The 24096-nt window shown below is 70.8% G+C and carries 24 protein-coding genes and 3 pseudogenes; 12 read left to right on the top strand and 15 right to left on the bottom strand.

Annotated elements, in window-relative coordinates:
- Positions 1-212 precede the first annotated feature (212 nt).
- Entirely contained in the window at positions 213-1856 is a 1644-nt protein-coding gene (locus tag ACZ69Q_RS09340) for a serine/threonine-protein kinase (protein WP_471038908.1), read from the top strand.
- Between the two features lie 49 nt (positions 1857-1905).
- Here ACZ69Q_RS09340 and ACZ69Q_RS09335 read toward each other — a convergent pair whose 3' ends face one another.
- A complete protein-coding gene (locus ACZ69Q_RS09335; protein ID WP_471038906.1) occupies positions 1906-2889 on the bottom strand; it encodes a LysR family transcriptional regulator in 984 nt (327 codons plus the stop codon).
- Between the two features lie 105 nt (positions 2890-2994).
- Between ACZ69Q_RS09335 and ACZ69Q_RS09330 the strand changes: the two genes are divergently transcribed.
- Both ACZ69Q_RS09330 and ACZ69Q_RS09325 read left to right on the top strand, forming a co-directional pair.
- Positions 2995-3888, top strand: a complete 894-nt coding sequence (locus ACZ69Q_RS09330; RefSeq protein ID WP_471038904.1) for an NAD(P)H-binding protein — start codon at positions 2995-2997, stop codon at positions 3886-3888.
- Positions 3889-3961: 73 nt separating this feature from the next.
- On the top strand, positions 3962-4327 hold the full coding sequence (locus tag ACZ69Q_RS09325) for a darcynin family protein (RefSeq protein WP_471038902.1): 366 nt from the start codon (positions 3962-3964) through the stop codon (positions 4325-4327).
- A 127-nt stretch (positions 4328-4454) separates the two neighbouring features.
- Here ACZ69Q_RS09325 and ACZ69Q_RS09320 read toward each other — a convergent pair whose 3' ends face one another.
- The 3 genes and pseudogenes from ACZ69Q_RS09320 to ACZ69Q_RS09310 form a co-directional block, all read right to left on the bottom strand.
- Positions 4455-4838, bottom strand: a complete 384-nt coding sequence (locus ACZ69Q_RS09320) for a hypothetical protein (RefSeq protein ID WP_471040169.1) — start codon at positions 4836-4838, stop codon at positions 4455-4457.
- Positions 4839-4847: 9 nt separating this feature from the next.
- A pseudogene (locus tag ACZ69Q_RS09315) lies at positions 4848-5203 on the bottom strand (maleylpyruvate isomerase N-terminal domain-containing protein); the annotation flags it as partial.
- Between the two features lie 420 nt (positions 5204-5623).
- The gene (locus ACZ69Q_RS09310) at positions 5624-6187 is read right to left on the bottom strand and encodes a dihydrofolate reductase family protein (RefSeq protein WP_471038899.1); all 564 of its coding nucleotides are present in this window, start codon (positions 6185-6187) and stop codon (positions 5624-5626) included.
- A gap of 362 nt (positions 6188-6549) precedes the next feature.
- Here ACZ69Q_RS09310 and ACZ69Q_RS09305 point away from each other — a divergent pair, with 362 nt between their 5' ends.
- The gene (locus ACZ69Q_RS09305) at positions 6550-7170 is read left to right on the top strand and encodes a hypothetical protein (RefSeq protein WP_471038897.1); all 621 of its coding nucleotides are present in this window, start codon (positions 6550-6552) and stop codon (positions 7168-7170) included.
- 121 nt (positions 7171-7291) lie between these two features.
- On the opposite strand, the gene ACZ69Q_RS09300 is transcribed toward ACZ69Q_RS09305, so the two are convergent.
- Positions 7292-8599 (bottom strand): YhgE/Pip domain-containing protein, encoded by a 1308-nt coding sequence (locus ACZ69Q_RS09300; protein WP_471038895.1) that lies wholly within the window; start codon positions 8597-8599, stop codon positions 7292-7294.
- A 257-nt stretch (positions 8600-8856) separates the two neighbouring features.
- Here ACZ69Q_RS09300 and ACZ69Q_RS09295 point away from each other — a divergent pair, with 257 nt between their 5' ends.
- Positions 8857-9246: a hypothetical protein gene (locus ACZ69Q_RS09295; RefSeq protein ID WP_471038891.1), complete on the top strand. Its 390-nt coding sequence runs from the start codon at positions 8857-8859 to the stop codon at positions 9244-9246.
- Positions 9247-9507: 261 nt separating this feature from the next.
- Here ACZ69Q_RS09295 and ACZ69Q_RS09290 read toward each other — a convergent pair whose 3' ends face one another.
- A complete protein-coding gene (locus ACZ69Q_RS09290; protein WP_471038887.1) occupies positions 9508-10134 on the bottom strand; it encodes a TetR/AcrR family transcriptional regulator in 627 nt (208 codons plus the stop codon).
- 125 nt (positions 10135-10259) lie between these two features.
- Between ACZ69Q_RS09290 and ACZ69Q_RS09285 the strand changes: the two are divergent.
- Positions 10260-10486, top strand: a pseudogene (locus tag ACZ69Q_RS09285) (cupin domain-containing protein); the annotation flags it as partial.
- 73 nt (positions 10487-10559) lie between these two features.
- On the top strand, positions 10560-11366 hold the full coding sequence (locus ACZ69Q_RS09280) for an alpha/beta fold hydrolase (protein ID WP_471038884.1): 807 nt from the start codon (positions 10560-10562) through the stop codon (positions 11364-11366).
- Between the two features lie 101 nt (positions 11367-11467).
- On the opposite strand, the gene ACZ69Q_RS09275 is transcribed toward ACZ69Q_RS09280, so the two are convergent.
- The 4 genes and pseudogenes from ACZ69Q_RS09275 to ACZ69Q_RS09260 form a co-directional block, all read right to left on the bottom strand.
- Complete coding sequence (locus ACZ69Q_RS09275; RefSeq protein ID WP_471038883.1) at positions 11468-11923, bottom strand: DUF6069 family protein; 456 nt, start codon at positions 11921-11923, stop codon at positions 11468-11470.
- A complete protein-coding gene (locus ACZ69Q_RS09270) occupies positions 11920-12216 on the bottom strand; it encodes a cyclic nucleotide-binding domain-containing protein (RefSeq protein WP_471038881.1) in 297 nt (98 codons plus the stop codon). The genes ACZ69Q_RS09275 and ACZ69Q_RS09270 overlap by 4 nt, the downstream gene beginning before the upstream one ends.
- A 5-nt stretch (positions 12217-12221) precedes the next feature.
- Positions 12222-13220, bottom strand: coding sequence for an RNA polymerase subunit sigma-70 (locus ACZ69Q_RS09265; RefSeq protein ID WP_471040166.1), 999 nt, complete (start codon positions 13218-13220; stop codon positions 12222-12224).
- A gap of 117 nt (positions 13221-13337) precedes the next feature.
- Positions 13338-13433: pseudogene (locus ACZ69Q_RS09260) on the bottom strand (IS5/IS1182 family transposase); the annotation flags it as partial.
- A 143-nt stretch (positions 13434-13576) separates the two neighbouring features.
- On the opposite strand from ACZ69Q_RS09260, the gene ACZ69Q_RS09255 reads away from it, so the two are divergent.
- Positions 13577-13975 (top strand): DUF3592 domain-containing protein, encoded by a 399-nt coding sequence (locus ACZ69Q_RS09255; RefSeq protein WP_471038879.1) that lies wholly within the window; start codon positions 13577-13579, stop codon positions 13973-13975.
- A gap of 20 nt (positions 13976-13995) precedes the next feature.
- On the opposite strand, the gene ACZ69Q_RS09250 is transcribed toward ACZ69Q_RS09255, so the two are convergent.
- From ACZ69Q_RS09250 to ACZ69Q_RS09240, 3 genes are read right to left on the bottom strand one after another with little or no spacing between them, the layout of a single operon-like run.
- Positions 13996-16536 (bottom strand): ABC transporter permease, encoded by a 2541-nt coding sequence (locus tag ACZ69Q_RS09250; RefSeq protein ID WP_471038876.1) that lies wholly within the window; start codon positions 16534-16536, stop codon positions 13996-13998.
- A gap of 3 nt (positions 16537-16539) precedes the next feature.
- Entirely contained in the window at positions 16540-17313 is a 774-nt protein-coding gene (locus ACZ69Q_RS09245; protein WP_471038873.1) for an ABC transporter ATP-binding protein, read from the bottom strand.
- Entirely contained in the window at positions 17310-17552 is a 243-nt protein-coding gene (locus tag ACZ69Q_RS09240) for a hypothetical protein (protein ID WP_471038871.1), read from the bottom strand. The genes ACZ69Q_RS09245 and ACZ69Q_RS09240 overlap by 4 nt, the downstream gene beginning before the upstream one ends.
- A gap of 170 nt (positions 17553-17722) precedes the next feature.
- Between ACZ69Q_RS09240 and ACZ69Q_RS09235 the strand changes: the two genes are divergently transcribed.
- The 4 genes from ACZ69Q_RS09235 to ACZ69Q_RS09220 all read left to right on the top strand — a co-directional run bounded on the left by ACZ69Q_RS09235 (position 17723) and on the right by ACZ69Q_RS09220 (position 21591).
- Complete coding sequence (locus ACZ69Q_RS09235) at positions 17723-18997, top strand: sensor histidine kinase (RefSeq protein ID WP_471038869.1); 1275 nt, start codon at positions 17723-17725, stop codon at positions 18995-18997.
- The gene (locus ACZ69Q_RS09230) at positions 18985-19644 is read left to right on the top strand and encodes a response regulator transcription factor (RefSeq protein WP_471038866.1); all 660 of its coding nucleotides are present in this window, start codon (positions 18985-18987) and stop codon (positions 19642-19644) included. Before ACZ69Q_RS09235 ends, ACZ69Q_RS09230 begins: the two co-directional genes overlap by 13 nt.
- Before the next feature lie 315 nt (positions 19645-19959).
- Positions 19960-20682: a dienelactone hydrolase family protein gene (locus ACZ69Q_RS09225; protein WP_471038864.1), complete on the top strand. Its 723-nt coding sequence runs from the start codon at positions 19960-19962 to the stop codon at positions 20680-20682.
- Positions 20683-20949: 267 nt separating this feature from the next.
- Complete coding sequence (locus ACZ69Q_RS09220) at positions 20950-21591, top strand: pyridoxamine 5'-phosphate oxidase family protein (RefSeq protein WP_471038861.1); 642 nt, start codon at positions 20950-20952, stop codon at positions 21589-21591.
- Between the two features lie 97 nt (positions 21592-21688).
- Here ACZ69Q_RS09220 and ACZ69Q_RS09215 read toward each other — a convergent pair whose 3' ends face one another.
- Positions 21689-23407, bottom strand: coding sequence for an acyl-CoA dehydrogenase family protein (locus ACZ69Q_RS09215; protein WP_471038859.1), 1719 nt, complete (start codon positions 23405-23407; stop codon positions 21689-21691).
- 78 nt (positions 23408-23485) lie between these two features.
- Positions 23486-24052 carry a PadR family transcriptional regulator gene (locus ACZ69Q_RS09210; RefSeq protein ID WP_471038855.1) on the bottom strand — a complete coding sequence of 189 codons (567 nt, stop codon included), beginning with the start codon at positions 24050-24052 and terminating at the stop codon, positions 23486-23488.
- Positions 24053-24096 lie beyond the last annotated feature (44 nt).

Here is a 24096-nt window from a genome sequence, read left to right as displayed (position 1 = left end):
CGTGCCCCCAATCCTGCGACCCGGTCAACAGCGGCTGATCTCAGGGACGTTCACGCCGTGGACGGCAGAGCCACCGGGCCGGGCCCCGCTGGATATGAACTGATATGAATGCGTCGCGGGCAGGACGGGCCCGCGTGCATCACGGACGGTGCTACGTCCCCCGCACCCACGGTGTACCGCACATGCGGCCCGAGCAGCGCCCGGAGAGCTTCATGAGACGTCTGGATCCCACCGATCCGCCGGCCATCGGCGGCTACCCCCTGTTGGCGAGACTCGGCGCCGGCGGCATGGGGCAGGTGTTCCTTTCCCGCACCGCGTCGGGTCGTCCGCTGGCGCTGAAGACCGTACGCACCGAGTTCGGCCTGGACCCGGGGTTCGAGCAGCGGTTCGCCCGCGAGATCGCCAGCAGCGACCAGGTGCGCTCCCCGTGGACGGTGGCGGTCGTCGACTACAGCCCCGCGGGGCACCGGCCGCAATGGCTGGCCACCGAGTACGTGGCCGCACCCTCCCTCGCGGACTGGGTGGTGCGCGACGGCCCGCTGCCCGAGTCCGCCGTCAGGGCGCTGGCGGTGGAACTCGCCGAGGGGCTGCGGGCCGTGCACCGGGCAGGGCTCGCGCACCGCGACGTCAAGCCGTCCAACGTGCTGCTCGCCCGCCGCCATCCGCTGCTCATCGACTTCGGAATCGCCCGGGCCGCGGATGACACCCGGCACACCCGTACCGGCGGTGTCATCGGCTCCCCCGGCTTCATGGCGCCGGAGCAGGTCACCGGGGCGATATCGGCCGAGCCCGGTGACATCTTCTCGCTGGGCGCGGTCCTGGTGTATGCCGCCACCGGGAACGGGCCCTTCATGCACCCGGGCGAGGATCCCTCCGCCGCCCAACTGCTCTACCGCATCGCGCACCAAGAGCCCGTGCTCGACGGCGTGCCGCAGACGCTTGCGCCCTTGCTGGCCGCCTGCCTGGAGAAGTCACCGCAGGCCCGTCCCACGGCGGACGCGCTGTTGGAGCGGCTCCAGACGGGGCCCGGCGTCTGGGCCTCGGCACTGCCGCCGAACCTGGTGGCGGACATCGCCACGCGGGAAACCGAGCTGGCAGCGCTGCTGGAACACCCGGCGCCCCTCCCCCCAGAGTCACAACCAGGGCCGAGCCCGGCACCACAGAGCGGATTCGGGCCACCGACCCCCTACGGCTCACCCATCGCGTACGGTCCTCCCCCCGCCCTCCCGTCGAGTCCCGCTCCCGTCCCCGCGCCCCTCGCCCCGCCCGGGGCCGGGTCCGCGCCAGGCCGGCCGTCGGCACGGGCATGGACGGCGGCTGTGGCCGCGGGCGCGGCGGTGACCGCGGCCGTCGTAACGGCGCTGGCCTGGCCCGACGGCACTGAGGACGCGGGCGGCGGGAGCGGTCGTACGAGCCCGCCCGCCTCCTCCTCTCCCTCCCCCACCTCTACCGCCGATGCCCTGCCCGCGACCTGGGTGGGCACTTGGAAGGGCACCGGCCCCGGCAGCCTCGTCGGCGACGGCATCGTCAACGCGCGCACGACCCGGGTGGCCGTGACCGTCACTCTCCATGCTGCGGACCGGGGCGGGATTGTGGGCAGACAGGTCAGCCATGTGACCGAGGACGGCACGGGCCGGGACCTCGGGTGCACGGAGACGCTGCGTCTGCGGGAGACGCGTGAAACGTCCATGGTCTTCGAGGCGGTCACAAGCGCTCCCACGGATCCGTCGGCCGGCGTGCTGTGCGCGCCAGGCAATCTCTACACCTTGGCGAAGACCGGCGCCGACACCTTGACCCTGGGTAACGAGGGCAGTCAGACGACAGGGTCTCCCTCCCGGCTGAACCGTTCCTCCTGACACCTGACCGCGGCACACTTGACCGGTTGCGGGGAAGGGCGGTGTCGTACTACTCGAAGTCGATGGCGTCCCCCGCGGTGCTCTCCGAAGCCGCTGACGGTGTGCAGAGAGTCCGGCGGACGGTGTCGCGAAGCCAGCGGTGGGCGCCGTCGGCCGTGTGTCGGGGGTGCCAGGCCATGCCGATGGTCAGCGGTGGCAGCGCCAGGGGAATGTCGAGGAGCTGCAGTCCGAGGGCGTTGGCGTCGTGGGTGAGGGGCGAGGGGGCCGCGCCGGGGGGTGCGGCGGGTACGAGGCTGACGAGGTCGCTGCGGGCGGCGAGGGTCATCGCGGCCAGGTGGCTGGGGAGGACGACGCTGACCCGCCGGCGGAGGTTCAGCTCGGCGAGGGCGGTGTCGAGCGGGCCGGTGAACCGGCCGCGGCGGCTGACCACGACGTGTTGGGCGGCAGCGAGCAGGGCTGGGGTCAGCGGCCCTTCGGTGAGTGGATGGCCGGGCCGGACGGCCGCGACCATTCGGAGGCTGACCAGTTCTTCGATCTGGGTCTCGGGGTCCACGTGGTCGATGGATCCGATCTCCAGGTCGATCCGGCCGTCGCGCAGCGCGGGTCCGCCCTCCAGTTCCTCGGCCCGGATCCGGAACGAGACCCCCGGCGCCTCCCTCCGGGCCAGTTGCAGCAGCCCGGGGGCCAGTGCCGCGCCGACCAGGTCGGCGGCCTGAAGGGTGAAGGTGCTGCGGAGGCTGGCGGGGTCGACGCTCGCGCCGGGGCTGAGCAGCGCTCCGAGGCTGCGTACCACTGTGGCGGCTTCCTCGCGCAGCGCCTGGGCGCGTGGGGTGGGAACCATGGTCTGTCCGGCCCGGACCAGGAGGGGGTCCTGGAGGACACGGCGCAGCCGGGCGAGGGTGCGGCTCATGGCGGCGGGCGAGGTGTGCAGACGTGCGGCGGCACGGGTCACGCTCTGCTCGGCCAGCAGCGCGTCCAGCGCGATGGCGAGGTTGGCGTCGATGACCGGATCCGGGCTGTTCACCAGCATCATTCCATTTCGAGCAATGATTCCATGCTGAAGTTCCCATTGTGGCAGCACGGAGGTCCTCAGCAGGATGAGGGGCGTACCCGAACCGGCACGACCTGCGAGGTTTTGATGATCGTCATCACTGCTCCCACCGGGAACATCGGCCGCCACCTGCTCTCCCGGCTCCTTGAGTCCGCTCCCGCGGCGGGGGAGCAACTGCGCGTGATCGTGCGCGATCCCGCCCGGCTTCCGGACGCGGCGCGCGGCCGCGTCGAGGTCGTCACCGGATCGCACGCAGACGCCGGTGTCCTCGACCGGGCCTTCGAGGGTGCGGACGCCGTCTTCTGGCTCGTCCCCCCGGACGCCTCCCTGAACCCGTACGACGCGTACAGCGGTTTCACCCTCCCCGCCCTCAAGGCGCTCGCCGCCCACAACGTCGAGCATGTCGTCGGCGTCTCCGCGCTCGGCCGTGGCACGCGGCTCGCCGACCGGGCCGGCCTCGTCACCGCCTCCCTTGCCATGGACGACCTCATCGCCGGCACCGGCGTCGCCTATCGGGCGCTGGCCTGCCCGTCCTTCTTCGAGAACCTCCTGGAGGAAACCGACTCGATCCGCGAGAAGGGCTTGTTCACCGACTCCGTCGACGCCGACCGCAAGGCGCCCTTGGTCGCTGTCGCCGACATCGCGGCCACCGCCGCCGGCCTGTTGCTGAACCGCTCGTGGACCGGCACCGACAGCGTCCCGGTCCTCGGGCCGCAGGACCTGTCCCCCAACGACCTGGCCCGCATCATGACCGAACAGCTCGGCCGCCCCGTCCGCTACGAACGCCAGCCGCTCGACGAGCTGTTCACCACCCTCGTCGGCCACGGCCTCAACGAGGCATTCGTCCAGGGCATCGTCGACATGAAGCGGGCCAAGGACGAGGGCCTCGACGCCGGCGTCGCGCGCACTGCGGACACCACCTCCCCCACCGGCTTCGAGCAGTGGTGCGCCCAGACCCTCAAGCCCGCCGTCCTGTTCTGAAGTCCGGCACCCGGCGCCGGAACACAAGGCGCTCGGCGAATCAAATCCCACCTGCAACCCTGGAGGCACCCTGATGCCCGCTGAAAGGACCGAACCGCTGGTCACGGCGTTCATGCTGGTCAAGACCACACCCGAATGGCTCGCCCTGACCGTCCAGGAACGCGTGGACGCCTTCACCACCCAGGTCCTGCCGGCCATCGAGGCCAAGACCACCGGAGTCCGGTCACGCTTCTACGACACGGAGTTCTACTCCGCGCGCGTCACCGACGTCTGGGTGTGGGAAGCCGTGGACCACGACGCGTACCAGCGCCTCATCGACGCATTGCGCGAAACCCCGTTCTGGGACCGCTACTTCGAGGTCGTCGACCTTCTCGTCGGCACCGAGAACGGCTACGCGCGAACCTACGGTCTCGAACCCGTCTTCACCATCACCACCTGACATTCCGCCCACCCGCGCACCTGGGTCGTTGCCCTCCAGCCGGTTGCGGCGGGAGGGCATCGGCCCAGAAGAACCAGGAGCGTGGCTACGTCTACTCCGTCCCGCTTGGGTCCCTCGGGCTTGGAGGTCACCCCAGGTCCGGCCAGTTCAGGAGGTTCTCCAGGGTGACGCGGTCACCTTGGCTTCGCAGGTTGTGCAAGGGGAGGCGGCCGTGCAGGGCGAGCAACAGATCGCTTGCCGATCCGTGAAGGTCGGCGTCCGTTTCGTGTTGGCCGTCGATGAGGTGTGAGCCCGACCCCGTCAGGCCGATCAACCACGACTCGCCTTCGGCGGCGTGCAGGCCGACCCGGGCAGGCTCATGCGGCCACGGGTCAGCGGTGCCGTGGCTGACGTCGATGAACCCGGCGATGCCGTCGAGTGCGACAACCGCCGGGACGGGTTGGGGAGTTCCGGTGGCCAACTGCGCGTCGTAGGCGTGGACGGCGGCCTCGTGAACCTGATGGCGTGCCACGGCACCACTCGTCGTCGGGACGTCTGAGTCGCCCCACCATGTCCAGCAGCCTGCCGCGGGACCTGCGGCTCGCAGGGCGGCGATCAGCTCTTGGGTGGCTGCGGCGGAGCGGGCCAATAGGTCGGCAGACAGCGTGTCGTCGGCCGGTGCCACGGTCGGGGTTTCTCGCCGGGACCGGCCGCGAGCGCCGCCGCCCAGAACCGGTGCACCCCGATAAGGTGCTCGACCAGATCGCGGAGCGACCAGTCGGGGCAGCTAGGGACGCGGACATCCAGATCGGCGGAGCCCGCGACGCTGCTGCGCAGGGCGACGGAGCGATCCTGAACCAGGGCCAGCAGGTCTTCGAAGGCAGGTGTCTGGGTCATCCCGGCTTCGTATCACCCGGCACTGACATCGGCGGCCCTTCGCCCTTTCCCTGAACCGTCAATACACCAACTACGTTTCCTTGCCGCCTCGTTGGAGGCGGATTCGGGAATGGGTGCGGCCACCGGTGATCATGGGCGTGTGGGGTCGTGGTGCGCCATGCGACACCGCGGCCGGCCGGGGAGGCTACTTGCGATGCCATCTCCACCGGCGTCTCACCTCCCCCGGCATTTCCTCGGCGTGGTGTCGGGGCCGTGCGGAGCCGACGCCGAGCGACCGGGACTGGGCACGTCGTCAGTCGAGAGGGTGAGCACGCTGAATGGCGAGTCTCGCTGCTGCTTCACATGTGCAGGCAAGAGCTAGCCGTCGTGGCCGTCGGGGATGTGCAGCGGGCGCCGGGGGCGGGCGCCCGCCAAGACGGCCTAGCGCGTCACGCGGTAGCGGAGGTGGACGACTCCTGAGTTGAAGTTGCGGGTCTCGACGAGTTCGAGATCCACCCGCCGCTCGTGTCGGGGAAAGAACGGAAGGCCACCGCCGACCAGCACCGGGTAGACGATGGCCCGGTACTCGTCGATCAGACCCGACGCGGCCGCCTCGGCGGCGAGAGTCGCACCGCCGATCGCGATGTCGCCCTCCCCCGGCTCGGCTCGCAACCGCTCGATCTCCTCCGCCACAGAGCCGGAGGCCAGGCGGGCACTGCCCTCCACCGCCGACAGCGTCGTGGAGAACACCACCTTGGGAAGCGGGTTCCAGAGCGCGGACCACTCGAGCTGTGCGTCGTCGAGCGATGATTCCTGGTCGGCCGTCTCCCAGTACAGCATCGTCTCGTACAGCCGCCGTCCCATCAGGTAGACGCCGACGTCTCGGGTCTTGTCGATCCAGAAGCGAAAGACCTCGTCGTCCGGCCCCGTCCAGTCGAAGCCGCCGTCCGGCCCGGCGATGTAGCCGTCGAGCGAGACATTCATCGAATAGGTCACGCTGCGCATCAGACGTCCTCCTCGGAAGCGGGTTCAACAGTACGACCGTCGGACGCCGAAGGACTCATCGCGACTCGCGGAATCGACTGGGCCAAGGCGGTTGTCTCAGGCCTGCGCGCCGTCGCCGCGGCCGGCAGAGGTGACTCCGGCACGGCCTCTGATCATCTGCCAGTTCGCACCACGATCCCTCCTCGTCCGTGGTGAACGTCCATATCGGACGGCCGAGTTGGGCCGGGCGGCGACGCGGGCGGCAGAGGCTACCGGGCCTCCCGAAAGTCTTCCTCGGCAGTGTGCCTGACGGTAGATCAACCGGCCGCCGGTGGCGCATGATGGAGGCGCCCGCCCCGTCAGAAGCGAGGTGCCACTTGCCGATGAACCGCAAGACCAGAAACCTCCTGGCGGGCCTGGCCGCCGTGGGCGGCGCCGTCGCCGGGGCGGGCCTGCTGCACAACCGCCGGCCTGATCGCAGGGAACGCCTCCACGTAACGGTCTTCAGCGAGCCCGGCTACATGGGCCGCAACAGGAGCCTGACCTGGACCGGCGGCGCGCGCGAGGTCGTACCGCTCGCCCGGGTAGAGCTACCGCGCATCGGTTCCATCAGGCTGGAGCGGCTCGTGTACCGCTTCCAGCCCGATGTACGGCTGCCGAACATGTACATCCTGTGGCACGCCCTCACCGAGCGCCCGGACCGCACGGACCCCGAGGAGGGCGTGGCCAGCTTCATCGCGATGCACCAGCTCGCCGGCATGTTCTCGGTGGGCTGGTGGGAGCCGGTCCGCGAGTCCGAAGCGCGGTCGGGAGTGCGGCTCTGGGCCGGGCGCCCAGGCAATTCGCTGCCCTCGCAGGAGGAGGGGGACCCTTCCGGTAGGGCAGCTCCCGGCGCCCAGTCCTGGCACGACATCCTGGCCAACACGCCCGACCTCGGCGCCTGGAGCACTCGCGCCCGATACCTCGAACTCGGCTACCACAAGAGGAGCGACCGCCGCGGCTGACCGGGCCGCCGCGGCTGCCACGTCAGCGGTCCGCGGCCATCGGTGACCAATCACTGCTGGACCGGTTCGCTGCCCGGCCAAGGACCTTCAGTACTCGGCACCTGCTCAAGGCCCGCCCCCATCACGGTGCCTGGCCTGCCGTGTCCGCAGGCCGTGCAGTCAGGCGGTGCAGCCCCTTGCGGTCGTAGTACAGGGTCATGGCGAACCCGAACAGCAGGGCGAGGGCAACGCCGATGGCGATCATGATCCAGCCGCGGGTCAGCCCGGCGTCAGCCCTTGCGTCGAAGTAGAGGATCGCCCGCACGCCCTCGCTCAGTTGCCGCATCGGTTCGAACAGCGCCAGGAAGCGGTAGAAGCCCGGAACGGCATGGAGGGGAATCGTCGCCCCCGAGGACGGCAGGGCCAGGGCGATGAACACGAACATGGACACCACCTGGCCGATCCCACCGAAGGCCGCGTTGATGGCCTGTACTCCAAGGCCCACGGCCAGGCTCGCGCAGTACGAGAAGATCCACAGCAGGGGCAGGTGCGATGCGTCCATGCCCAGGATCCCGATCGCGGCGACCATCAGAAGGCTGGTGGTGAGCACGGTGATCCCCGCGGTCATGAGCATCTTCAGCAGCAGTGTCTGCGTGCGGCTGATCGGCACCGTGGGGCGCCGGGTGTGCCAGGGCCCGATCTCGTTGTCGGTGTAGCCAAGACCCGCGTCGACGCCGTTGGTGATGATGTTTCCGCCCACGAACCCCGTGAGCACCAGGAGCAGAGTGAAGTAGAAGGCGGTCAGGCCGAGGCCGCTGTGCCTGCCGATGGGGTGCCCCACCCGGACGGTGACGGTGATCGGGTCGCTGAGGAGCACGCGGGTCGTGGTGTTGGCGCCCTGGGCGGAGGACTGGGTCGTGAGCTGGCGGCCGATCGTCAGGGAGGTCTGGTGCGCCGCGCGCTGGGTGATCTGGCTGGCCAGGCTGGAGCCGAGGCTGCCCAGCCCGGGGTTGGTCAGGACCGTGAGCGCGGGCCGTGCCGTGGCCCGGGGGGTCGTGAGCGCCGACACCGACTTGGTGAAGTCGGCTGGGATGACCAAGGCGCCGTAGACCTTGCCCGACGCCAGTTGGTCCTGCATCTGGGCCTGGCTGAGCCGGCGCCACTGCACGGTGCCCGCCGGGGTCGCTGCTGTGACCTTCCGGCTCACCTGCGCGCCCAAGGTCTGTTGTTGTCCTGGCAGCGGCGGGCCTTGGTCCGCGTTGACCAGGGCGATGGGCAGGTCGCGCAGGTTCCCGTTCGGGTTGAGGATGCCGCCCATGTAGAGCAGCGTCAGGCACAGGGCCACCAGCGCGCACAGGATGGTCGGCACCAGCCAGAGCTTTCCGTGACGCACCACGACAAAGGCGCGTGCGAGCGATGGCTGTTGCTGCCCGGAACCCGCTGAGGTCATGGCACTCCAATAGGGACACGGTCCTGCGCTGTCTGGACCTGCCTGCGGTGTTGGCTGCGACGCAGGAGCCGCAGACCCTGTGTCTCAGCGGTCCACACTCGGGAGTGACGAGCAAGGCCGACCCTCAAGCGACGATAACTCTCTGTCGTCGAGGCATCGCTCCACGACACGACCGCAGCTCCGGGGCGTGGTCCCAGAATCGTCGCGGCAGACCGAACGGAGCGTCGGCCGCCTTGAGGGCGTACACCAGACCCTTGATGACCAAAGAGGTCCATACTGAACCGGTGCGCAAAGCATTCGCTCATGACGCGGTCCTCGTCATCGAAGCCGACGGTGATGCGAGAGCACCCGGCGCAGCCGTCACGGTCGCCCTCTGCGGGCATTGGGAACACCAGCCCCCGTGCCCGCTGGCCGCGCATCACACCACTGCCGAACGCTCCGGCAACGAGGTTCGGGTGCGCGTCTTGTTCGCGACAGAGCCCGCGAACGAGGCCGAAGCCCGCATGCGGATCGAGACCGCCCTGTCCCGGACCCATTTCGACGGCCCTGACGGCGTCTCCACGCGGTGGCAGCTCCGCAGCGCGCAACCCAGCCCTGTTCGCAACGACGAGAGCCTGCATGCTCAGCGCCTCACCGAGACAGCGTGACGGCTCTCCTCAACGGCACGCCGGATCCAGGACGGGCTGCCAGCCCGCAACCGCCTGAGCCCGGGAGCACGCCATCCTGGGCTGAACGCCCGCCAGGAGAACGGCAGTTGGCACGTGACCGCAGTGGGCACGTGCCAACTCGGGTGTCTCGGTCGAGCGGACCGGCGGAGGTCAGCACATCAGTCACGCGTCCGCGGATCACTGCCGTGCACGCCCCGAGTGGGGATACAGCAGGCTGTACCGCGCTCGGTGGACTGCGCCTCAGCCGGCACCGCCGTTCGGTGCTCCGGCCTCGCGAACTGCCGCCTCCGTCAAGGTCGTTGCCGTGCGTACGGCGCTGGCGACCGCCTCCTCGGGGGCGAGCCCGCACAGGTCGGTGAGGACGAACAGGGCCTCAGCGCCGACCGCCACCGCCAGGTCCCGCTTGAGTTGCGCGAACGCCTCCGGGTTCGCCGCCCCCAGCGTGTCCTCCAGGGGTAGGACCGCCTGGTCGATGAGGCCGAAACGGATGCCGGGCCTCCTGGCCACCGTCTCGGGCCGGGTGATGGTGGCGGCGATCATCGCGCGCACCGAGCCCTGGCGGGCGAGTATGCCGCGGAGCAGGAACTCGCAGGCGAAGGCGATGCGTTCGACGGGGTCGGTGGAGTCCGCGACCGGAGCGAGCGCCTCGGCGGGAGACGGCCAGACGCCGGCCAGGGCCTCGCTGATCAGCGACGGAAGGTCGGGGAAGTAGCGGTAGGCGGTGGCCTCCGAGACCAGCGCCGCGCGGGCGATGGCGGGCATGGTCACCTCGGCGCCCGTTCCGATGAGTTCGCGGGCTGCCGCCACGATCGCCGTACGCGTGCGCTGCTTCTGGTTGCTACGGCCACTGTCCACCTGCGCCGTCATCCCTGCGACTCCTCCTGTCGGGTCGCCCACATCTTAGCAGTCGACTCTCTTCATGAGAGTGCACTTGCATTACAAGACCAGACTTCCCTACTCTCATGAGAGTCAGCTCTCACGAAGGAGGAGCAATGAGCGCGGTCTCGGTGGTCGGCCCTGATGACGGCGAAACGATCCGGCTGGGCCCCGCCCAGATGCGCATCCTCGAGGACGGCAGCACCACCGGACACCGCCTCGGCATCGGTGAGATCACCCTCGCCCCGCACGCCGAGAACCCGCCGCGGCACCGTCAGCGCAGCACGACGAAGGCTTCTACGTCGTCTCCGGCACGGTGCACTTCACCATCGGGGACGTCATGAGCCGCGACGCCACCGTTCCCGCCACCGACTTCGCCTGAACCGGCCCACGCCCGACTTTCCGGAGGAATCACGATGACCAGCACCGCCCACACCCTCTCCCTCCCCTCCGGCGACCTCGACGTCACCGTCGACGACCAGGGGCAGGGCCGCTGCTTCCTCCTGCTGCACGGCGGCGGCGGTCCGCAGACGGTCGCGCCCTTCGCCGAACTGCTCGCCGCACAGCGGCCGGCCAGGGTGATCACCCCGGTCCACCCCGGCTTCGGCGGTACCGCCCGGCCCGACTGGCTGACGGACGTTCCCGCCCTCGCCAACGCCTACGTGCGGCTGCTCGACGAAGTCGGCCTCACGGACGTCACCGTCGTCGGCAACTCCATAGGCGGCTGGATCGCCGCAGAGCTTGCCCTGATCGGCAGCGACCGGGTGAGCAGCGTCGTCCTGGTCAACGCCGTCGGCATCGACGTCCCCGGCCACCCCATCGCCGACGCCTTCTCCATCACCCCCGCCGAACTGACCCGCCTCGCCTTCCACGACCCCGCGCGGTTCGCCGTCGACCCCGCCACCCTCCCGGAGGCCGCACGCGCGGGGATGGCCGCCAACCGCGCCGCCCTTGAGGTCTACTCCGGGCCGCATGCCATGGCCGACCCCACCCTCCGCGAACGCCTGGCCAAGGTCACACACCCCACCCTGGTGGCGTGGGGCGAGAGCGACGAGGTCGTCGACGCCGAGTACGGGCGCGCGTACGCGGAGGCCATCCCGGAAGCCCGGTTCGAGCTGCTGCCCGACACCGGCCACATGCCGCAGATCGAGACCCCGGAACAACTCCTCACCGTGGTCTGGGACTTCGCCGACTCCTACGCCGCGAAGCGGGCCCTGAACTGATCAACAAAAAGGAACCCGGAGGTGGAGGGTGGCAGCACCGGGAGCCACATTGGTGCGCTCGCGCCCGCCCTTGCGCCGCGCGTCGTCCCGTTGCGGGAACGTCAATCGGTCCGGGTGCGCAGGCTCCGCGCCAGGGTGGGGATCATCACCGACGCGGGCACGAGGTGTAGCCCGAGGAGGGCGGTGGTGGTGGCGGTGTCGGCCCCCGAGAGCAGGGGCGGGACCAACGAGATCGCGGTCAGCGACACTGCCGTCCACACGAATCGCCTGGCGGGGCGAACGCTCCAACGCAGAAGAGCGACGGCGATGACGATGCCCACGACCGAGAAGAAGCCGGTCACCACGGCGAACCCGGACAACGGGATCGCCTCACCACCGTCGGGGACCTCGAAGTCGACGCCAACGGCCTGGGCAAGCGCGGCCACGAGGGTGGTGGCCACCATCGCTGCGAGCGTGGCGATGAAGCCGGTGCCGGCGAGCCCGCGGAATCGGTGGGTGTGGCTGGTCTGGCCCGATGCCGAGCCCGCGACGACCCCGGTGTCGTTCATGCTGTTCATGTCGTTCCTCCGTCATTCGGCAACTGACGTACGGGGTGTGTTGACTGGCATGTGACGGTCCTGGCGCTGGGGGTGACGACGCGCACCGTCGCCGTGCGACGGCCGGGGTTCCGCAGGGCGCGGACGCCGGTGCCGCGGAGCCAGAACCCGGCGCCGCGTCCGAGGACCGGCCCGGGCTCGCCGTCGCGCAGTTCCAGTTCCACCCGCCCGCGGGTGACGACACCGAACGCATCGCGCCACTCCGCCGCGACCACCGTGACACGCGCGCGACCGCGCAGCGTGAGCGTCCACACCGGGACTACTCCGTGCCGTCCGCCGGCAGGCTCTCCGGCAGCCCGAGCCGGGGGAACTGGTCGTCGTGGAAGGTGACGATCTCGGTGATGGCCCCTCCGGTGATGCGCAGGACGTCGATCGTCAGCGGCAGGTACGCGGCTTCCTGCTTCTGCCAGAGGTAGAAGCCGACGGCGGGCTGCCGGTTCACGGAGGTGAGGACGGCGCGCAGGCCCTTCATGCCCTCGAAGCCGCTCTCTACCCAGTAATTCACCACCGTGTCGCGGCCGACGTACAGGCCCGGCGTGGGCGGCATCGAGGAGCGGACGTCGTCCCGCAGCATCGAGGCGAGCGCCGGGATGTCCGTGGCCACGCTGGCGTCGGTGAAGCGGCGTACCAGCTCGCGCGTCCCGGCGTCCTCCTCGCCGCCGGTCCAGTCCTGCCGCTCGGCGGGCAGGTGCTCCCGCATGCCGGCGCGGGCCCGTTGCAGCGCGCTGTTCACGGAGTTGACGGAGTCCCCGAGGGCCTCCGCGACGTCCTTCGCCGGCCAGCCGAGCACGTCCCGCAGGATCAGCACGGCCCGCGGGCGCGGCGCGAGGTGCTGGACGGCGACCAGGTACGCCAGCTCGATCGTCTCCCGCGCGACGGCGACGGTCTCCGGCTCGTCGGCCTCGCCCGCGGGCAGCTCGTCGAGCAGCCGGTCCGGGTAGGGCTGCAGCCACAGCACCTCGCCGCCGGTCGCGGGCTCCGGGCGGCGTTTGGCGAGCAGGTCCAGGCAGGCGTTGGTGGCGATCCGGTACAGCCAGGCCCGGAACGTCGAGCGCCCCGCGAAGGTCTCCCTTCGCCGCCAGGCACGGAGGAACGTCTCCTGCACGGCGTCCTCGGCGTCCTCGAACGACCCGAGCATCCGGTAGCAGTGCACGTGCAGCTCCCGCCGGTGCCGCTCCGCCAGCCCCGAGAACGCCGGCTCGTCGACCTCGCCCAGCCCGCTCACTCCCAGCTCCTCCAGCCGCGTGTCCGCACTCATCACGTCATCCCTCCGCCTCGTCGTGTCCCGTCGTAGGTGTGACGGGCGCGGGTGGGAAAACTCATCACCAGGGTCGGTCGGCATGGCTGAGCACTTCTCATCCTTGTTAGGTCGGGGTTCGACGTGGTGGAGAACGAGGACGGCCTGCACCATTACGGTCGCCCGGGACGGGCCGCAGCGCAGCTTGGTCGGGATCTTCCAAGGGAAAAGGCTCAACGATCAGGTCGGTGCCGTGACCGCCCGCCGCCGCTCCCCCGGCGGAGGTCGCAACCGAGCACCAGGTCAGTGCGTCTGTTGGGTTCGAGGCTCGATGTCGTGTGGGCTCAAAGAGGCGTGAGCGAGGAAGAGGTGGCGGTATGCAGATCGGTGCCCTGCTGTGCGGTGCTGCCGCCCTGCTGCTCTTCTGGGCCACGCTGCGGGAGATCGTGGTGGTGCGGCGGTTGCGGCAGCGCGGGACCCGGACGCAGGGCATCGTGGTCGACAACGTGCGGACCAGTGACTCCGACGGGCCCACATGGGTACCGGTCATAGCCTTCACCGACCAGCGCGGGTACCGGGTCGAGTTCTCACCGCGGGCCCGGGGAAGCGGGATGGGGCTGGCGACGGGGCGGGAAGTGGGAGTGGTGTATCTGCCGCACGACCCGCAGACCGCTCGGGTGCTCATGTGGCGGCACACGGTGGGGCCGGTGGTGTTCCTGTTCTTCGGTGGCATCGTCTTCCTGGGCTTCGCCGTGTGGGCCACCCTGGCCGGCTGACCGCCTATGGGGAGGTGTGCTCACTGCGCGCGGATGGCGTCCGCGGGCGGTGTGCGCAGTGCCCGCCGGGTGGGGAGTTCGATGGTGAGGAACGCCGTGACGGTGACCGTCAGAGCGAGGGCGGGCAGCAGCCACACCGGTCCCGCCGGCCAGGGGCGGCCGAGGAAGCCCTGGCCCAGCAGGGCGAGGGGCACGGCCGACAGCAGCAGGGCCGTGGTCAGCGCGGTGGCTGCGGTGACCGCTGCCTCACGGCGCATCATGGCGCGGATCTGACGGGGAGTCGTCCCGTTCAGGCGCAGGGCTCCCAGCTCGACCCGGCGCTGGGCGGTCGCCGCGACGAGCTTGTTGGCGATGCTCAGCAGCAGGTAGACGAGCAGGACGACGATCGTGGCCAGGTTGATCCACACCTCGGGCGGCGCGTCCTTCAGGCCACCGGCGGACGTGGGGTTCGTGTCCTCCAGCGCCAGGCCCGGGTGGGACGCGGCGAAGGCGGCCAGAGCCTTGTCGGCGGGCGCCGTGCCGTCAGTACGGATCAGGATGCTCTGGTCGAGCCCCGTCGTGGTGTGACCGGCCGCCAGGTCGTGGGAGAGCACCACCGTGCCGAAGCCGAGGCCCCGGGCGTAGACGGCGACCACCTCGGCCTCGACCTCCGCTCCGTCGCCGAGGACGAGTCGCACCCGGTGGCCCACCGACGCGGAGCGCGAGCGGGCGACGTCGCTGCTGACGGCGACGGTCGCGCCGGTGAGACGGTCCAGGCTCCCGTTCCGTACGTCGAGGTCGAGGACGTCGGACGCTGCCGGGGTGAGGATCATCGCCGAGCCGGACTCGGTCTCGGGGTCGCCGAACATGTCGTACGTCCAGATGGCGGTCGTGTCACTGACGGGGACGGCCGCCCGTACCCCGGCACTCTTCCGTACGGCGGCGAGCGTGCCGTCGGGCAGTCCGCCGAGGCCCGGTGCGGTCAGGCGATGCTGGGCGAGGGTGCCGGTGCGGGTGTCGTCGGCGGTCGCGGCCAGCACGGTGGTCTGGGTGAGGGTGTACGTCAGGACGAACACGACCGCCATGGCCAGGGTGCTGACGATCCCCGCGTTGCGCAGGGCGTAGGCGCGGACGTTGGCCATCGCCAGCCACGTCGGGGCGGAGGCGCCGGACCGGGTGCGGCGGACCGCGGCGCTCCCGATGCCCCGCACGAGCGCCGGGCCGGACAGGGCCAGGCCGATCGCGCCGATGATGCCCGCCATGGACGTGGCCGTCGCGCCGAGGACCGTGCGGGAGAAGAGGGGCAGGGCCGACATGGTGGTCGCGGCGACGATGGCCAGCAGGCCGACACCGGTCCGGGTCCGCGAGGGATTGCGCGGCTCGCTGCGGGACTCGGCGACCGCCTCGGTGGCCGGCATCCGCGAGGTGCGCCACGCCGAGCCCCGAGCCGATACCTGCACGGCCAGGGCCATCAGCAGGATGGTGACGAGGGCGGGCAACGGGCTGAGGGTGAGCGGGAGTTCGGACGGGACGACACCCCGGTCCGCCAGCACCCCGCGGAACTGCCCCGCCAGCACATAGCCGAGCGCCACACCGGGCACGAGCGCCACGGCCGCGACGACGGTCGACTGGGCGGCGGCAAGCCGCCGGATCTGCTTCGGAGTCGCGCCGACGGCCCGCATCAGCGCCAGGTCACGGCGCTGCCCGGCGATCGACACGGCCAGCGCGCTCGCCATCACGAAGGCGGTGATCAGGAGGATGATCCCGGCGAGCGAACCGGCGAGGAGGATCAGCAGGGAGCGGGACGCACCCGCTCCGGGCGACACGAGGTCTCCGCGACCCGCGCCGGTGACCGTCTCAAGACCGGTGCCCTTCAGCTTCGTACGGACTTCGTCGGCGACCCGTTCCCTGGCGCCGGGTGCGGTGCGCAGGCCGATCAGGTCGACGGTTCCGCCGCGCGTGCCGCCGTCCCGCCCGGAGAGTCGTACGGCCGTCGTATCGGCGAAGAAGACACCGGCGCCCGGCGCGTCGACGACCGCCGAGACGCGATACCCGGCGGCGGGACGGGCATTGGCGACCACCTGGACGCGGTCGCCCACCTTCACGCCCGCAGCGGTAGCGGTGGCGCTGTCCACGGCGACCTCACCGGAACCGGCCGGCCCGCTCCCGTCGACGTGCGCGCCGTCCAGCAGCTTCGTGGAGGACCAGCCGTGCCCCGACGCCTGGGGATCCCCGGTCGCTACGACCCGCCCGTGCGCGTCGACGAGCGCGGCGGGGAAGCCGATGTCACCGACCGCGGCGATGACGCCCGGCAGGTCGGCCAGTTCGCCGGCCAGTTCGGCCGGGACCGTACGACGCTCCGGCAGCGCGAGCGGCAGGTCGCCGGCCGGATGGAACTCCTGGTCGGCCGCTACGACGACGTCCGCGCCGACGAGGCGGCCCGCGGGCAGGTGGGAGCGCAGGCCGGACTCTGCCAGTACGCCGGTGCCGGTGATCAGGGCCGCGCCGCCGAGAGCCGCGCACGCCACGGCGACCAGCGCGGTGACCCGGTGCCGGACCATCTGTATCGCGAGGGACAGCATGGCTCAGCTTTCTCCCAACGCGACCAGACGGCGGGCCAGTTCGGGGGCGGTCGGCGCTTCGAGGGCCTCGACCACCCGGCCGTCGGCCATCACCAGCACATGGTGCGCGCGGGCCGCGGCGGCCGGGTCGTGGGTGACCATCACGACCGTCTGGCGCAGGTCGTTCACGAGGTCCCGCAGCAGGTCCAGGACCTCGTGGGCGCTGCGCAGATCGAGCGCCCCGGTCGGCTCGTCGGCGAACACGACGGCCGGCTTGGCCACCAACGCCCTTACGACGGCGGCCCGTTGCTGCTGGCCGCCGGAGAGCTCGGCCGGGCGGTGGGTCAGCCGGTCGTCTAGACCGACCCGCTGCACCAGCGTGCGCAGCCAGTCGTGGTCCGGGGTGCGGCCCGCCAGGCGTAGCGGCAGCGTGATGTTGTCCTCGATGCTGAGGGAGGGGATCAGGTTGTACGCCTGGAACACGAACCCGACGCGCTCGCGGCGCAGTTCGGTGCGGCGGGTCTCGTTCAGGCCGGCTATCTCGTGGCCCTCGATGCGAACACTGCCCGAGGTCGGGGAGTCCAGCCCGGCGGCGCAGTGCATCAGCGTGCTCTTGCCCGAGCCCGAGGGGCCCATCACGGCGAGGAATGTGCCGCGTTCCACGGTCAGCGACACCTCGTCGAGAGCGCGCACGCCGCCCCCGTACTCCTTGCTGACGCGGTCCAGGGCAATGGCGGACGTCGGCGCGCCCGGGGCAGTGGTCGCCGAGCGGCCGGCCCAGGCGAAGGCGGGGCTCATCGACGGCCCCGCAGGTGGCGCACGACGAGGGTGCCGCCGCACAGCACGGTGACAGCGCCGCAGGCCAGGCTCACCCAGGTGTGCGCGTTGCCGTACGAGGCGGCCATGTTGGCGACCGCGCTGATCACCACCAGGATCCAGAGCAGGGCACGAGCGACGTCCCCGCGGGTCAGGGTGGGCGACGACGTGCTGGGCGTGGCGTCGGCGCTGGTCAGGCGGTAGGGGTCGGTGTCCGGCATGGGGCTTCCTCCCGAGGTCGGCTGTCGTCACCGACGCTAGGGATCACGACCCCCGTCGGCCGATCCCGCAGTCCGCCCGGTTCGAGGTACAGCAGGCTGTACTTCCCGGCCTCCGGGCTGACGGCGAACGGGCCCACGCCATAAGGTCCTTCGCGACGGAAGGAGGGCGCATGGCCGTATCGCAGGACGCCGCGGCCGACGGCCGCAGAGCGGGGCTCAAGGACACCGTCGTACGGACCCTGAGCGCCGCGGGCACCGCGATCGCGGAGCTCGCCTCCGGGCTCAATACGGCGCTCCTGGCGCTGCTCATGCTGCTCTGGCTGACTGTCACCGCGGTGACCAGCGCGGTCGGCGTGGGGCTGCTCATGGCGCCCGCGTTCCTGCGCGCGCTGCATGCCCTGGCCGGCCGGGAGCGCGAGCGGCTCGGTCGCCGGGGCCCCGAGGTCGTCGCGCCGGAGCCTCCGCCGACGCGGCTGAGGCCCGCTCTCGCCGACCCCACCACCCGGCGGGAGCTGCGCTGGCTGGTCCGGCACGCCACCCTCGGGTTCCTGCTGGGGCTTCTCGGCGTCATCCTGCCGATCTCCGCCGTGCGTGACACCGTCTTTCCGCTGTACTGGAAGTTCATGCCCAAGGACATGACCGCCACGTCCGTGGGGTACGGCAACGCGCACTCCTGGCCGGACGCCCTCGCCGTGGCCATGCTGGGCCTGGGCTGGATCCTCATCATCCTCGGACTCGGCCCCGGCATGGCCCGTCTGCAGGCCCGGCCCGGACGGCAGTTCCTCTCGGCCGGTCCCGACGTGGATTTCTCCGTGCGCGTCGCGGAGTTGACGGCGACGCGCGCAGCGGCGCTCGACGCTCACGCGGTCGAACTGCGCCGTATCGAGCGGTCGCTGCACGACGGCACGCAGAACCGCATCGTCAGCGTCACCGTCCTGCTGGGCGCGGCCCGCCGCATGGTGGCCCGCGACCCGGCCGGCGCCGACGAACTCCTCGAACGCGCCCAGTCCGCCGCCGAGCAGGCCCTCGCGGAGCTGCGCACCGTCTCCCGCAGCATCCTGCCCCCGGTACTGGACGACCGTGGTCTGGCCGGTGCGCTCTCGGGGCTGGCGGCGGAGTGCGCTGTGCCCTGCCGGATCGAAGTGGAGGTACCGGAACGATGCGCCGCCTCCGTCGAGGCCACCGCCTACTTCGTCGTCGCCGAGGCCCTGACCAACATCGCCAAGCACAGCGGCGCTGAACACGCCACCGTCACGGCACGCAGCCACGGCGGCCGTCTCCTGCTGTGCGTCGAGGACGACGGCCGAGGCGGCGCCGACGAGGACGGCGGCTCCGGACTCACCGGCATCCGCCGCCGGGTCGCGGCACACGACGGCACTCTCTCCCTGGCCAGCCCGCCCGGCGGCCCGACAACCCTCGAGGTGGGACTTCCATGCGGATCGTGATCGCCGAGGACGACCCGTTGCTGCGCGAGGGGCTCGCCCTGCTGTTGCGCGCCGAAGGGCTCGACGTGGTGGCCACCACGGTCACCCCCGACGAGGCGCTGGCCGCCATCGACGAGCACAAGCCGGACGTCGCCATCCTCGACGTACGGATGCCGCCGACCCACACCGACGAGGGGATCGTCACCGCGGTCGAGGCCCGGCGCAGGCGGCCCGGCCTGGCCGTCCTCGTGCTGTCCGCGTACGTCGAGCAGAGCTTCGCCACCGAGTTGCTCGGCGGCGGCGTGGGCGGCCTCGGCTATCTGCTCAAGGAACGCGTCGGACGGGTGGAGGAGTTCCTCGACGCCCTCCACCGGGTGGCCGACGGGGGCACCGCCATCGACCCCGAGGTCGTCGCGCAACTGTTCACCCGCTCCCGCCAGGACACCCGCCTCGACCGGCTCAGCCCCCGCGAACGGGACGTACTCGCCCTGATGGCCGAGGGACTCGGCAACACCGCCATCGCCGAGCGCTTCGTCGTCACCGAAGGCGCCGTCCACAAACACATCCGCAGCATCTTCGCCAAGCTCGACCTGTCCCCCGCAGACCAGGTTGACCGGCGGGTGGCCGCGGTCCTTCGCTACCTGGAGGGCCTGCGGCGGCTGGCCTGACCGCAGCAGGCCGTACGGCGGACCGGCCCGTCAGCGGCTCCCGGCCGTCGCTGGGCCCCACTTCGGGAAGCCGCGAAGAGGCCCCACGAAGCTCTGCCTGATGCTCCGACCCTGTGGCATCCGGCCACGGAGCCTGCGCAAAAAACCAGTTGGGCGGACCACGGGACCACTGCTACGTTTCCGCAGGCCGTGCGAGAGAACGAGGAGGTGGTACCCGTGAACGCAGTATCGACATGGGTGCTCCCCTCCGGGGTCACGGTCGGGCGTTAGGTCGTCCGGGAGCGCCGTTCCAGTGCACTCCCGAAAGGCACGATCATGCGCTTCACTTCCGAGCAGCGCCTCGACGACGGCGTCCTCGAACGCGAATTCACACTCGGCGAGATCCCCGGCACCCTGTGGACGCCTGAATCCGCCGCACCGGCTCCGCTGGTCCTGATGGCGCACAACAACGGCCTGCCGAAGTCGCAACCCCGGCTGGTGGCCCGGGCCAGGCAGACCGCGGCGTACGGCTACGCGGTGGCCACCATCGACGCCGCCGGGTGCGGTGACCGGCCCCGTTCCGCCGCCGATGAGCAGGTTCGCGCGGACCTCCGCCGGGCGATGCAGGCCGGCGAGCCGGTCGACGAGATCTTCGAGTCCCTCGTCGGCTCGCTGGTCGAAAAGGCGGTCCCGGAATGGCGGACCACCCTGGACGCCCTCCTTGCGCTGCCCGAGATCGGCGGCCCGGTCGGGTACTCGGGGTGGACGGCCGTCGGCATCCGCCTCGCGGTGGTCGAGCCGCGCATCTCGGCCGCCGGTTTCTTCGCCGGGGGTTACGTGCCCCGCGCCCAGCGCGAGGAGGCCCGGCAGGTCACTGTTCCGCTGCTGTTCCTGCTGCAGTGGGACGACGAAGGGAATCCGCGGCAGCGCGCCCTGGACCTGTTCGACGCCTTCGGCAGCAAGGAGAAGACGCTGCACGCCAATATGGGCGGGCACGTCGGCACCCCGTGGTTCGAGGTGGAGGACGGGGGCCGGTTCTACGACCGGCACCTGAGGTGAGGCCGGGCCGTCAGGCCGACCAGGTGACGGGAGGCACCTGATCGCCGACGACTACTGGACGTGAGGGCCGGCGTCGTATCGCCGGGCGACGCCGGCCCTCCACAGGCAGTAGGACAGTCAGGCGGACGAGCTCTGGGACTGAAGCGAGCCACCCGCCAAGGGTCGCGAGTCGCTCACCCGGCCCGACCACGACACCGTGCTCCGTCCGGCGTTAGAGTGCCGTCGCCCCCACGCCCAGCCAAAGGCCATAGGAAGGCAGCGCATTCCGTGAACTACCCCCACGAGTCCACCGGCTCCGTCGGCGAGCGCCGCCTACAGCACCTTCTCGGCACCGCCGACCAGGCCGCCGCCTTCTACGACCGCCAGGTGCAAACCCGTCTGACCCCACAGATGACGGAGTTCATAGGCCGGCAGACCATGGCGTTCCTGTCCACGTCGGACGCCGGCGGAGCCTGCGACGTCACTTTCCGTGCCGGTCCCCCGGGCTTCGTCACGGTGCTGGACGACGGCACCCTCACCTACCCCGAGTACCGAGGGAACGGAGTCCTCGCCAGCGCGGGAAACATCACCGAGAACCCGCACATCGGTCTGCTCTTCGTCGACTTCGGCCATGACCACATCGGCCTGCACGTCAATGGCGCAGCTCGGCTCCACCGCGACGACGAGCAGCGGCGGGACTACCCCGGCCTTCCGGTGGACACCGCTCCCGGACGCAGGCCCGAGTTCTGGGTGCACATCACGGTGGAGGAGGCGTATGTGCACTGCTCCAAGCACATCCCCCACCTCGAACCGGCGCCACGCCCACGCCCGGGGGCCCAGCGGCCGAAGGATGCCGACTACTTCGTCGCCGGCGCCGAGCACCAGTCCACGGCGTACGAGGACGAGCAGACCGCGGGAACTCACACCTGATCGCTGCGGGCAGGGGTTGACCCGTGAGGGAACCCCTGCCGCGGGCAGGGCGGGCCGCGGTCACCTCACCGGGGCCCGCCGCTGCGCGGGCGCGCTGTCAGGGCGCCATCTCGTACGTCCCGGACAGAGCCTCGACACGCTCCCAGACGCGCTTCGAACGCGCCTCGTCGACGACGGGACGCCGGACCGCACCGATCGCCCAGCTCTGCTGATCCGCGGTGGCGGAGTCCTTGCCGTGCAGCTCGACGGCGAAGGCGGAGAAGTCGCGGACAAGGACGGAGAAGAGTTCGTCGAGCACGTCTTCGTCGAGGTTCGTCAGGCGGGCCTGCTCCAGGATCAACTGGCCGTGCACCACCAGAGCGAACAACTGGCCGACGGCAAGCAGCAGATCGAGGTCGCGGCTCTGCTCCTCGTCGGGGGCCGCGGTGGTGACGAACTCGCACAGGGCGTCGGCCTGCTCCCGGAAGCGGGCGACGTTCGGCACGCCGACGTACGCGTCGTAGGCGGGGCGCCAGTCGTGGAAGCGCACGGAGCCGAGGCCACGGGCCGGTCCCTGCTCGAAGAGGAACGTGTCGTCGGCCGCGTCGATGCGGGTCGGCACGGGTGCGAACTCGGCCGGGTTCAGGAGGTGGTTGCGCATGAACTTGAGGATCAGCGCGAGGTTGACGTGGACCGTGCCCTCGAGCTTGGGCAGCCCGCGGATCTCGACGGCGGCCTGCGCGAAGTAGGTGTCCTTCTCGAAGCCCTTGGCGGCGATCACGTCCCACATCAGGTCGATGACCTTCTCGCCCTCCGTGGTCACCTTCATCTTCGTCATCGGGTTGAAGAGGAGGTAGCGGCGGTCGTCCGGCGAGGCGGAGCGGAAGTAGTCGACGGCGCGGTCGCTGAACAGCTTCATGCCGACGAGGCGGACGTAGGCGTCGGCCAGCTCGCGGCGCACGTGTGGGAATGCGGTGACGGGGCGCCCGTACAGGATGCGGTTGTGCGCGTGGGTGACCGCCTCGTACATCGCGTGTTCGCAGATGCCGATCGAGGCGGTGCAGAGGTTGAACTTGCCGACGTTGACGGTGTTGAGGGCGGCGTCGAAGGCGGCGCGGCCCGTGTGCAGGACGTCGTCCGGGCCTACGGGGTAGTCCTCCAGGCGGAACTCGCTGACGTACTTCGAGGAGTCGACGACGTTCTTCACGAGCTGGTAGGCCGGGTGGCGGCTGTCGGCGGCGAAGAAGACGTAGCCGTCGGGACCCTCGATGTCGACGCGTCGGCCGAAGACCGAGACGAGCCCGGCGGCGTTGCCGTTGCCGATGTAGTACTTGGAGCCCGTGGCCCTGAAGCCGCCGTTGCCGTCCGGCGTGAGCAGCATGTCGGTGGAGTAGATGTCGGCGCCGTGGGTCTTCTCGGAGAGGCCGAACGCGAACACCTCACCCTGCGCGAGGAGTTCCGCCGCGCGGGCCCGAGCCGCGGCGTTGTCGCTCTGCCAGACCGGTCCGAGACCAAGGATGGTCACCTGCCATGCGTACCAGTAGTCGAGACCGTAGAACCCGAAGATCTCGTTGAGGGCGGCGATCCGGGCCGTGTCCCAGCGCTGGTCCTCGTGTCCGGCGGCGGAGGACGGGGTGAGGAAGGTGGCGAACAGCCCTTCCTTCGCCGCGAACGCGAGGAAGTCGGCCAGCCAGGCGCGGGAACGGTAGTCCTCGATGAGCCTGCGCTTGCCGCGGTCCTCGAACCAGTCGACCGTGGCACGCAGCAACCTGCGGGTCTCGGGGTCGAACTGCGCCGGGTCGTACGTGCGCGGGTTGAAGAGGAGGGAGTCGGCCATGGAGGTCCGCCTTCCGTGGGTTGAGGGTGAAGGTACGGGAATGAAGGTCGCGGAGCGCGGGCGGCGGTGGCCGGCGACTCAGGGATGCGGGTGTGGCGTGCCGAGCCGGTGGAGGGTGGCGAGTACGTCGTCGAGCCAGGCGATCGTCATCCGCTCGTAGGCGATGCCGCCGCGCAGCACGACATGCTGGAGCTCCTGACCGGCGTCGAGCGCGGTGGGCGCCGTCGGGCCGGTGAAGTCACGCAGTTCCCCGGCGAGATAGTGCGCGAGCCGGTCGCTGTGCACCTGGCGGTGCCGTTCGACTTCATGGATCAGCGCGGACGGGTCGTCGAAGGCGGCGCCGCGGATCTTCACGGCGAGGTCGTGCCGGATGCTCTCGGGTTCGATCGGTTCGTGCAGCCACTGAGAGAGAGCGGCTCGGCCGGGGCCTACGACGGAGTACTCCTTCTTGTCCGGCCGACTCTGCTGCGGCAGCCCGCGGACGGCGAGCAGACCGTCGCTCTCCATGCGCTTGAGAACGCGGTAGATCTGCTGGTGCGTGGCGGTCCAGAAGTACCCGATGGACCGTTCGAAGCGCCGGGCCAGCTCATAGCCGGAGCCGGGCTTCTCCAGCAGGGAGACGAGGATCGCGTGCTCAAGCGCCATCCCACGATCTTCATATGCAACTCGTTGCATAGCCAAGGGGCGGT

The organism is Streptomyces sp. NPDC036764 (assembly GCF_055609385.1).
Note: the sequence above shows the minus strand (reverse complement) of the source record. Positions and strands in the feature narration are given on the sequence as shown.

What these genes read in the sequence shown, in the direction of transcription:
- ACZ69Q_RS09340 (WP_471038908.1), top strand. Translation starts at nt 213, where the DNA reads ATGAGACGTCTGGATCCCACCGATCCGCCGGCCATCGGCGGCTACCCC.
- ACZ69Q_RS09335 (WP_471038906.1), bottom strand. Translation starts at nt 2,889, where the DNA reads ATGATGCTGGTGAACAGCCCGGATCCGGTCATCGACGCCAACCTCGCC.
- ACZ69Q_RS09330 (WP_471038904.1), top strand. Translation starts at nt 2,995, where the DNA reads ATGATCGTCATCACTGCTCCCACCGGGAACATCGGCCGCCACCTGCTC.
- ACZ69Q_RS09325 (WP_471038902.1), top strand. Translation starts at nt 3,962, where the DNA reads ATGCCCGCTGAAAGGACCGAACCGCTGGTCACGGCGTTCATGCTGGTC.
- ACZ69Q_RS09310 (WP_471038899.1), bottom strand. Translation starts at nt 6,187, where the DNA reads ATGCGCAGCGTGACCTATTCGATGAATGTCTCGCTCGACGGCTACATC.
- ACZ69Q_RS09305 (WP_471038897.1), top strand. Translation starts at nt 6,550, where the DNA reads ATGAACCGCAAGACCAGAAACCTCCTGGCGGGCCTGGCCGCCGTGGGC.
- ACZ69Q_RS09300 (WP_471038895.1), bottom strand. Translation starts at nt 8,599, where the DNA reads ATGACCTCAGCGGGTTCCGGGCAGCAACAGCCATCGCTCGCACGCGCC.
- ACZ69Q_RS09295 (WP_471038891.1), top strand. Translation starts at nt 8,857, where the DNA reads ATGACCAAAGAGGTCCATACTGAACCGGTGCGCAAAGCATTCGCTCAT.
- ACZ69Q_RS09290 (WP_471038887.1), bottom strand. Translation starts at nt 10,134, where the DNA reads ATGACGGCGCAGGTGGACAGTGGCCGTAGCAACCAGAAGCAGCGCACG.
- ACZ69Q_RS09280 (WP_471038884.1), top strand. Translation starts at nt 10,560, where the DNA reads ATGACCAGCACCGCCCACACCCTCTCCCTCCCCTCCGGCGACCTCGAC.
- ACZ69Q_RS09275 (WP_471038883.1), bottom strand. Translation starts at nt 11,923, where the DNA reads ATGAACAGCATGAACGACACCGGGGTCGTCGCGGGCTCGGCATCGGGC.
- ACZ69Q_RS09265 (WP_471040166.1), bottom strand. Translation starts at nt 13,220, where the DNA reads ATGAGTGCGGACACGCGGCTGGAGGAGCTGGGAGTGAGCGGGCTGGGC.
- ACZ69Q_RS09255 (WP_471038879.1), top strand. Translation starts at nt 13,577, where the DNA reads ATGCAGATCGGTGCCCTGCTGTGCGGTGCTGCCGCCCTGCTGCTCTTC.
- ACZ69Q_RS09250 (WP_471038876.1), bottom strand. Translation starts at nt 16,536, where the DNA reads ATGCTGTCCCTCGCGATACAGATGGTCCGGCACCGGGTCACCGCGCTG.
- ACZ69Q_RS09245 (WP_471038873.1), bottom strand. Translation starts at nt 17,313, where the DNA reads ATGAGCCCCGCCTTCGCCTGGGCCGGCCGCTCGGCGACCACTGCCCCG.
- ACZ69Q_RS09240 (WP_471038871.1), bottom strand. Translation starts at nt 17,552, where the DNA reads ATGCCGGACACCGACCCCTACCGCCTGACCAGCGCCGACGCCACGCCC.
- ACZ69Q_RS09235 (WP_471038869.1), top strand. Translation starts at nt 17,723, where the DNA reads ATGGCCGTATCGCAGGACGCCGCGGCCGACGGCCGCAGAGCGGGGCTC.
- ACZ69Q_RS09230 (WP_471038866.1), top strand. Translation starts at nt 18,985, where the DNA reads ATGCGGATCGTGATCGCCGAGGACGACCCGTTGCTGCGCGAGGGGCTC.
- ACZ69Q_RS09225 (WP_471038864.1), top strand. Translation starts at nt 19,960, where the DNA reads ATGCGCTTCACTTCCGAGCAGCGCCTCGACGACGGCGTCCTCGAACGC.
- ACZ69Q_RS09215 (WP_471038859.1), bottom strand. Translation starts at nt 23,407, where the DNA reads ATGGCCGACTCCCTCCTCTTCAACCCGCGCACGTACGACCCGGCGCAG.
- ACZ69Q_RS09210 (WP_471038855.1), bottom strand. Translation starts at nt 24,052, where the DNA reads ATGGCGCTTGAGCACGCGATCCTCGTCTCCCTGCTGGAGAAGCCCGGC.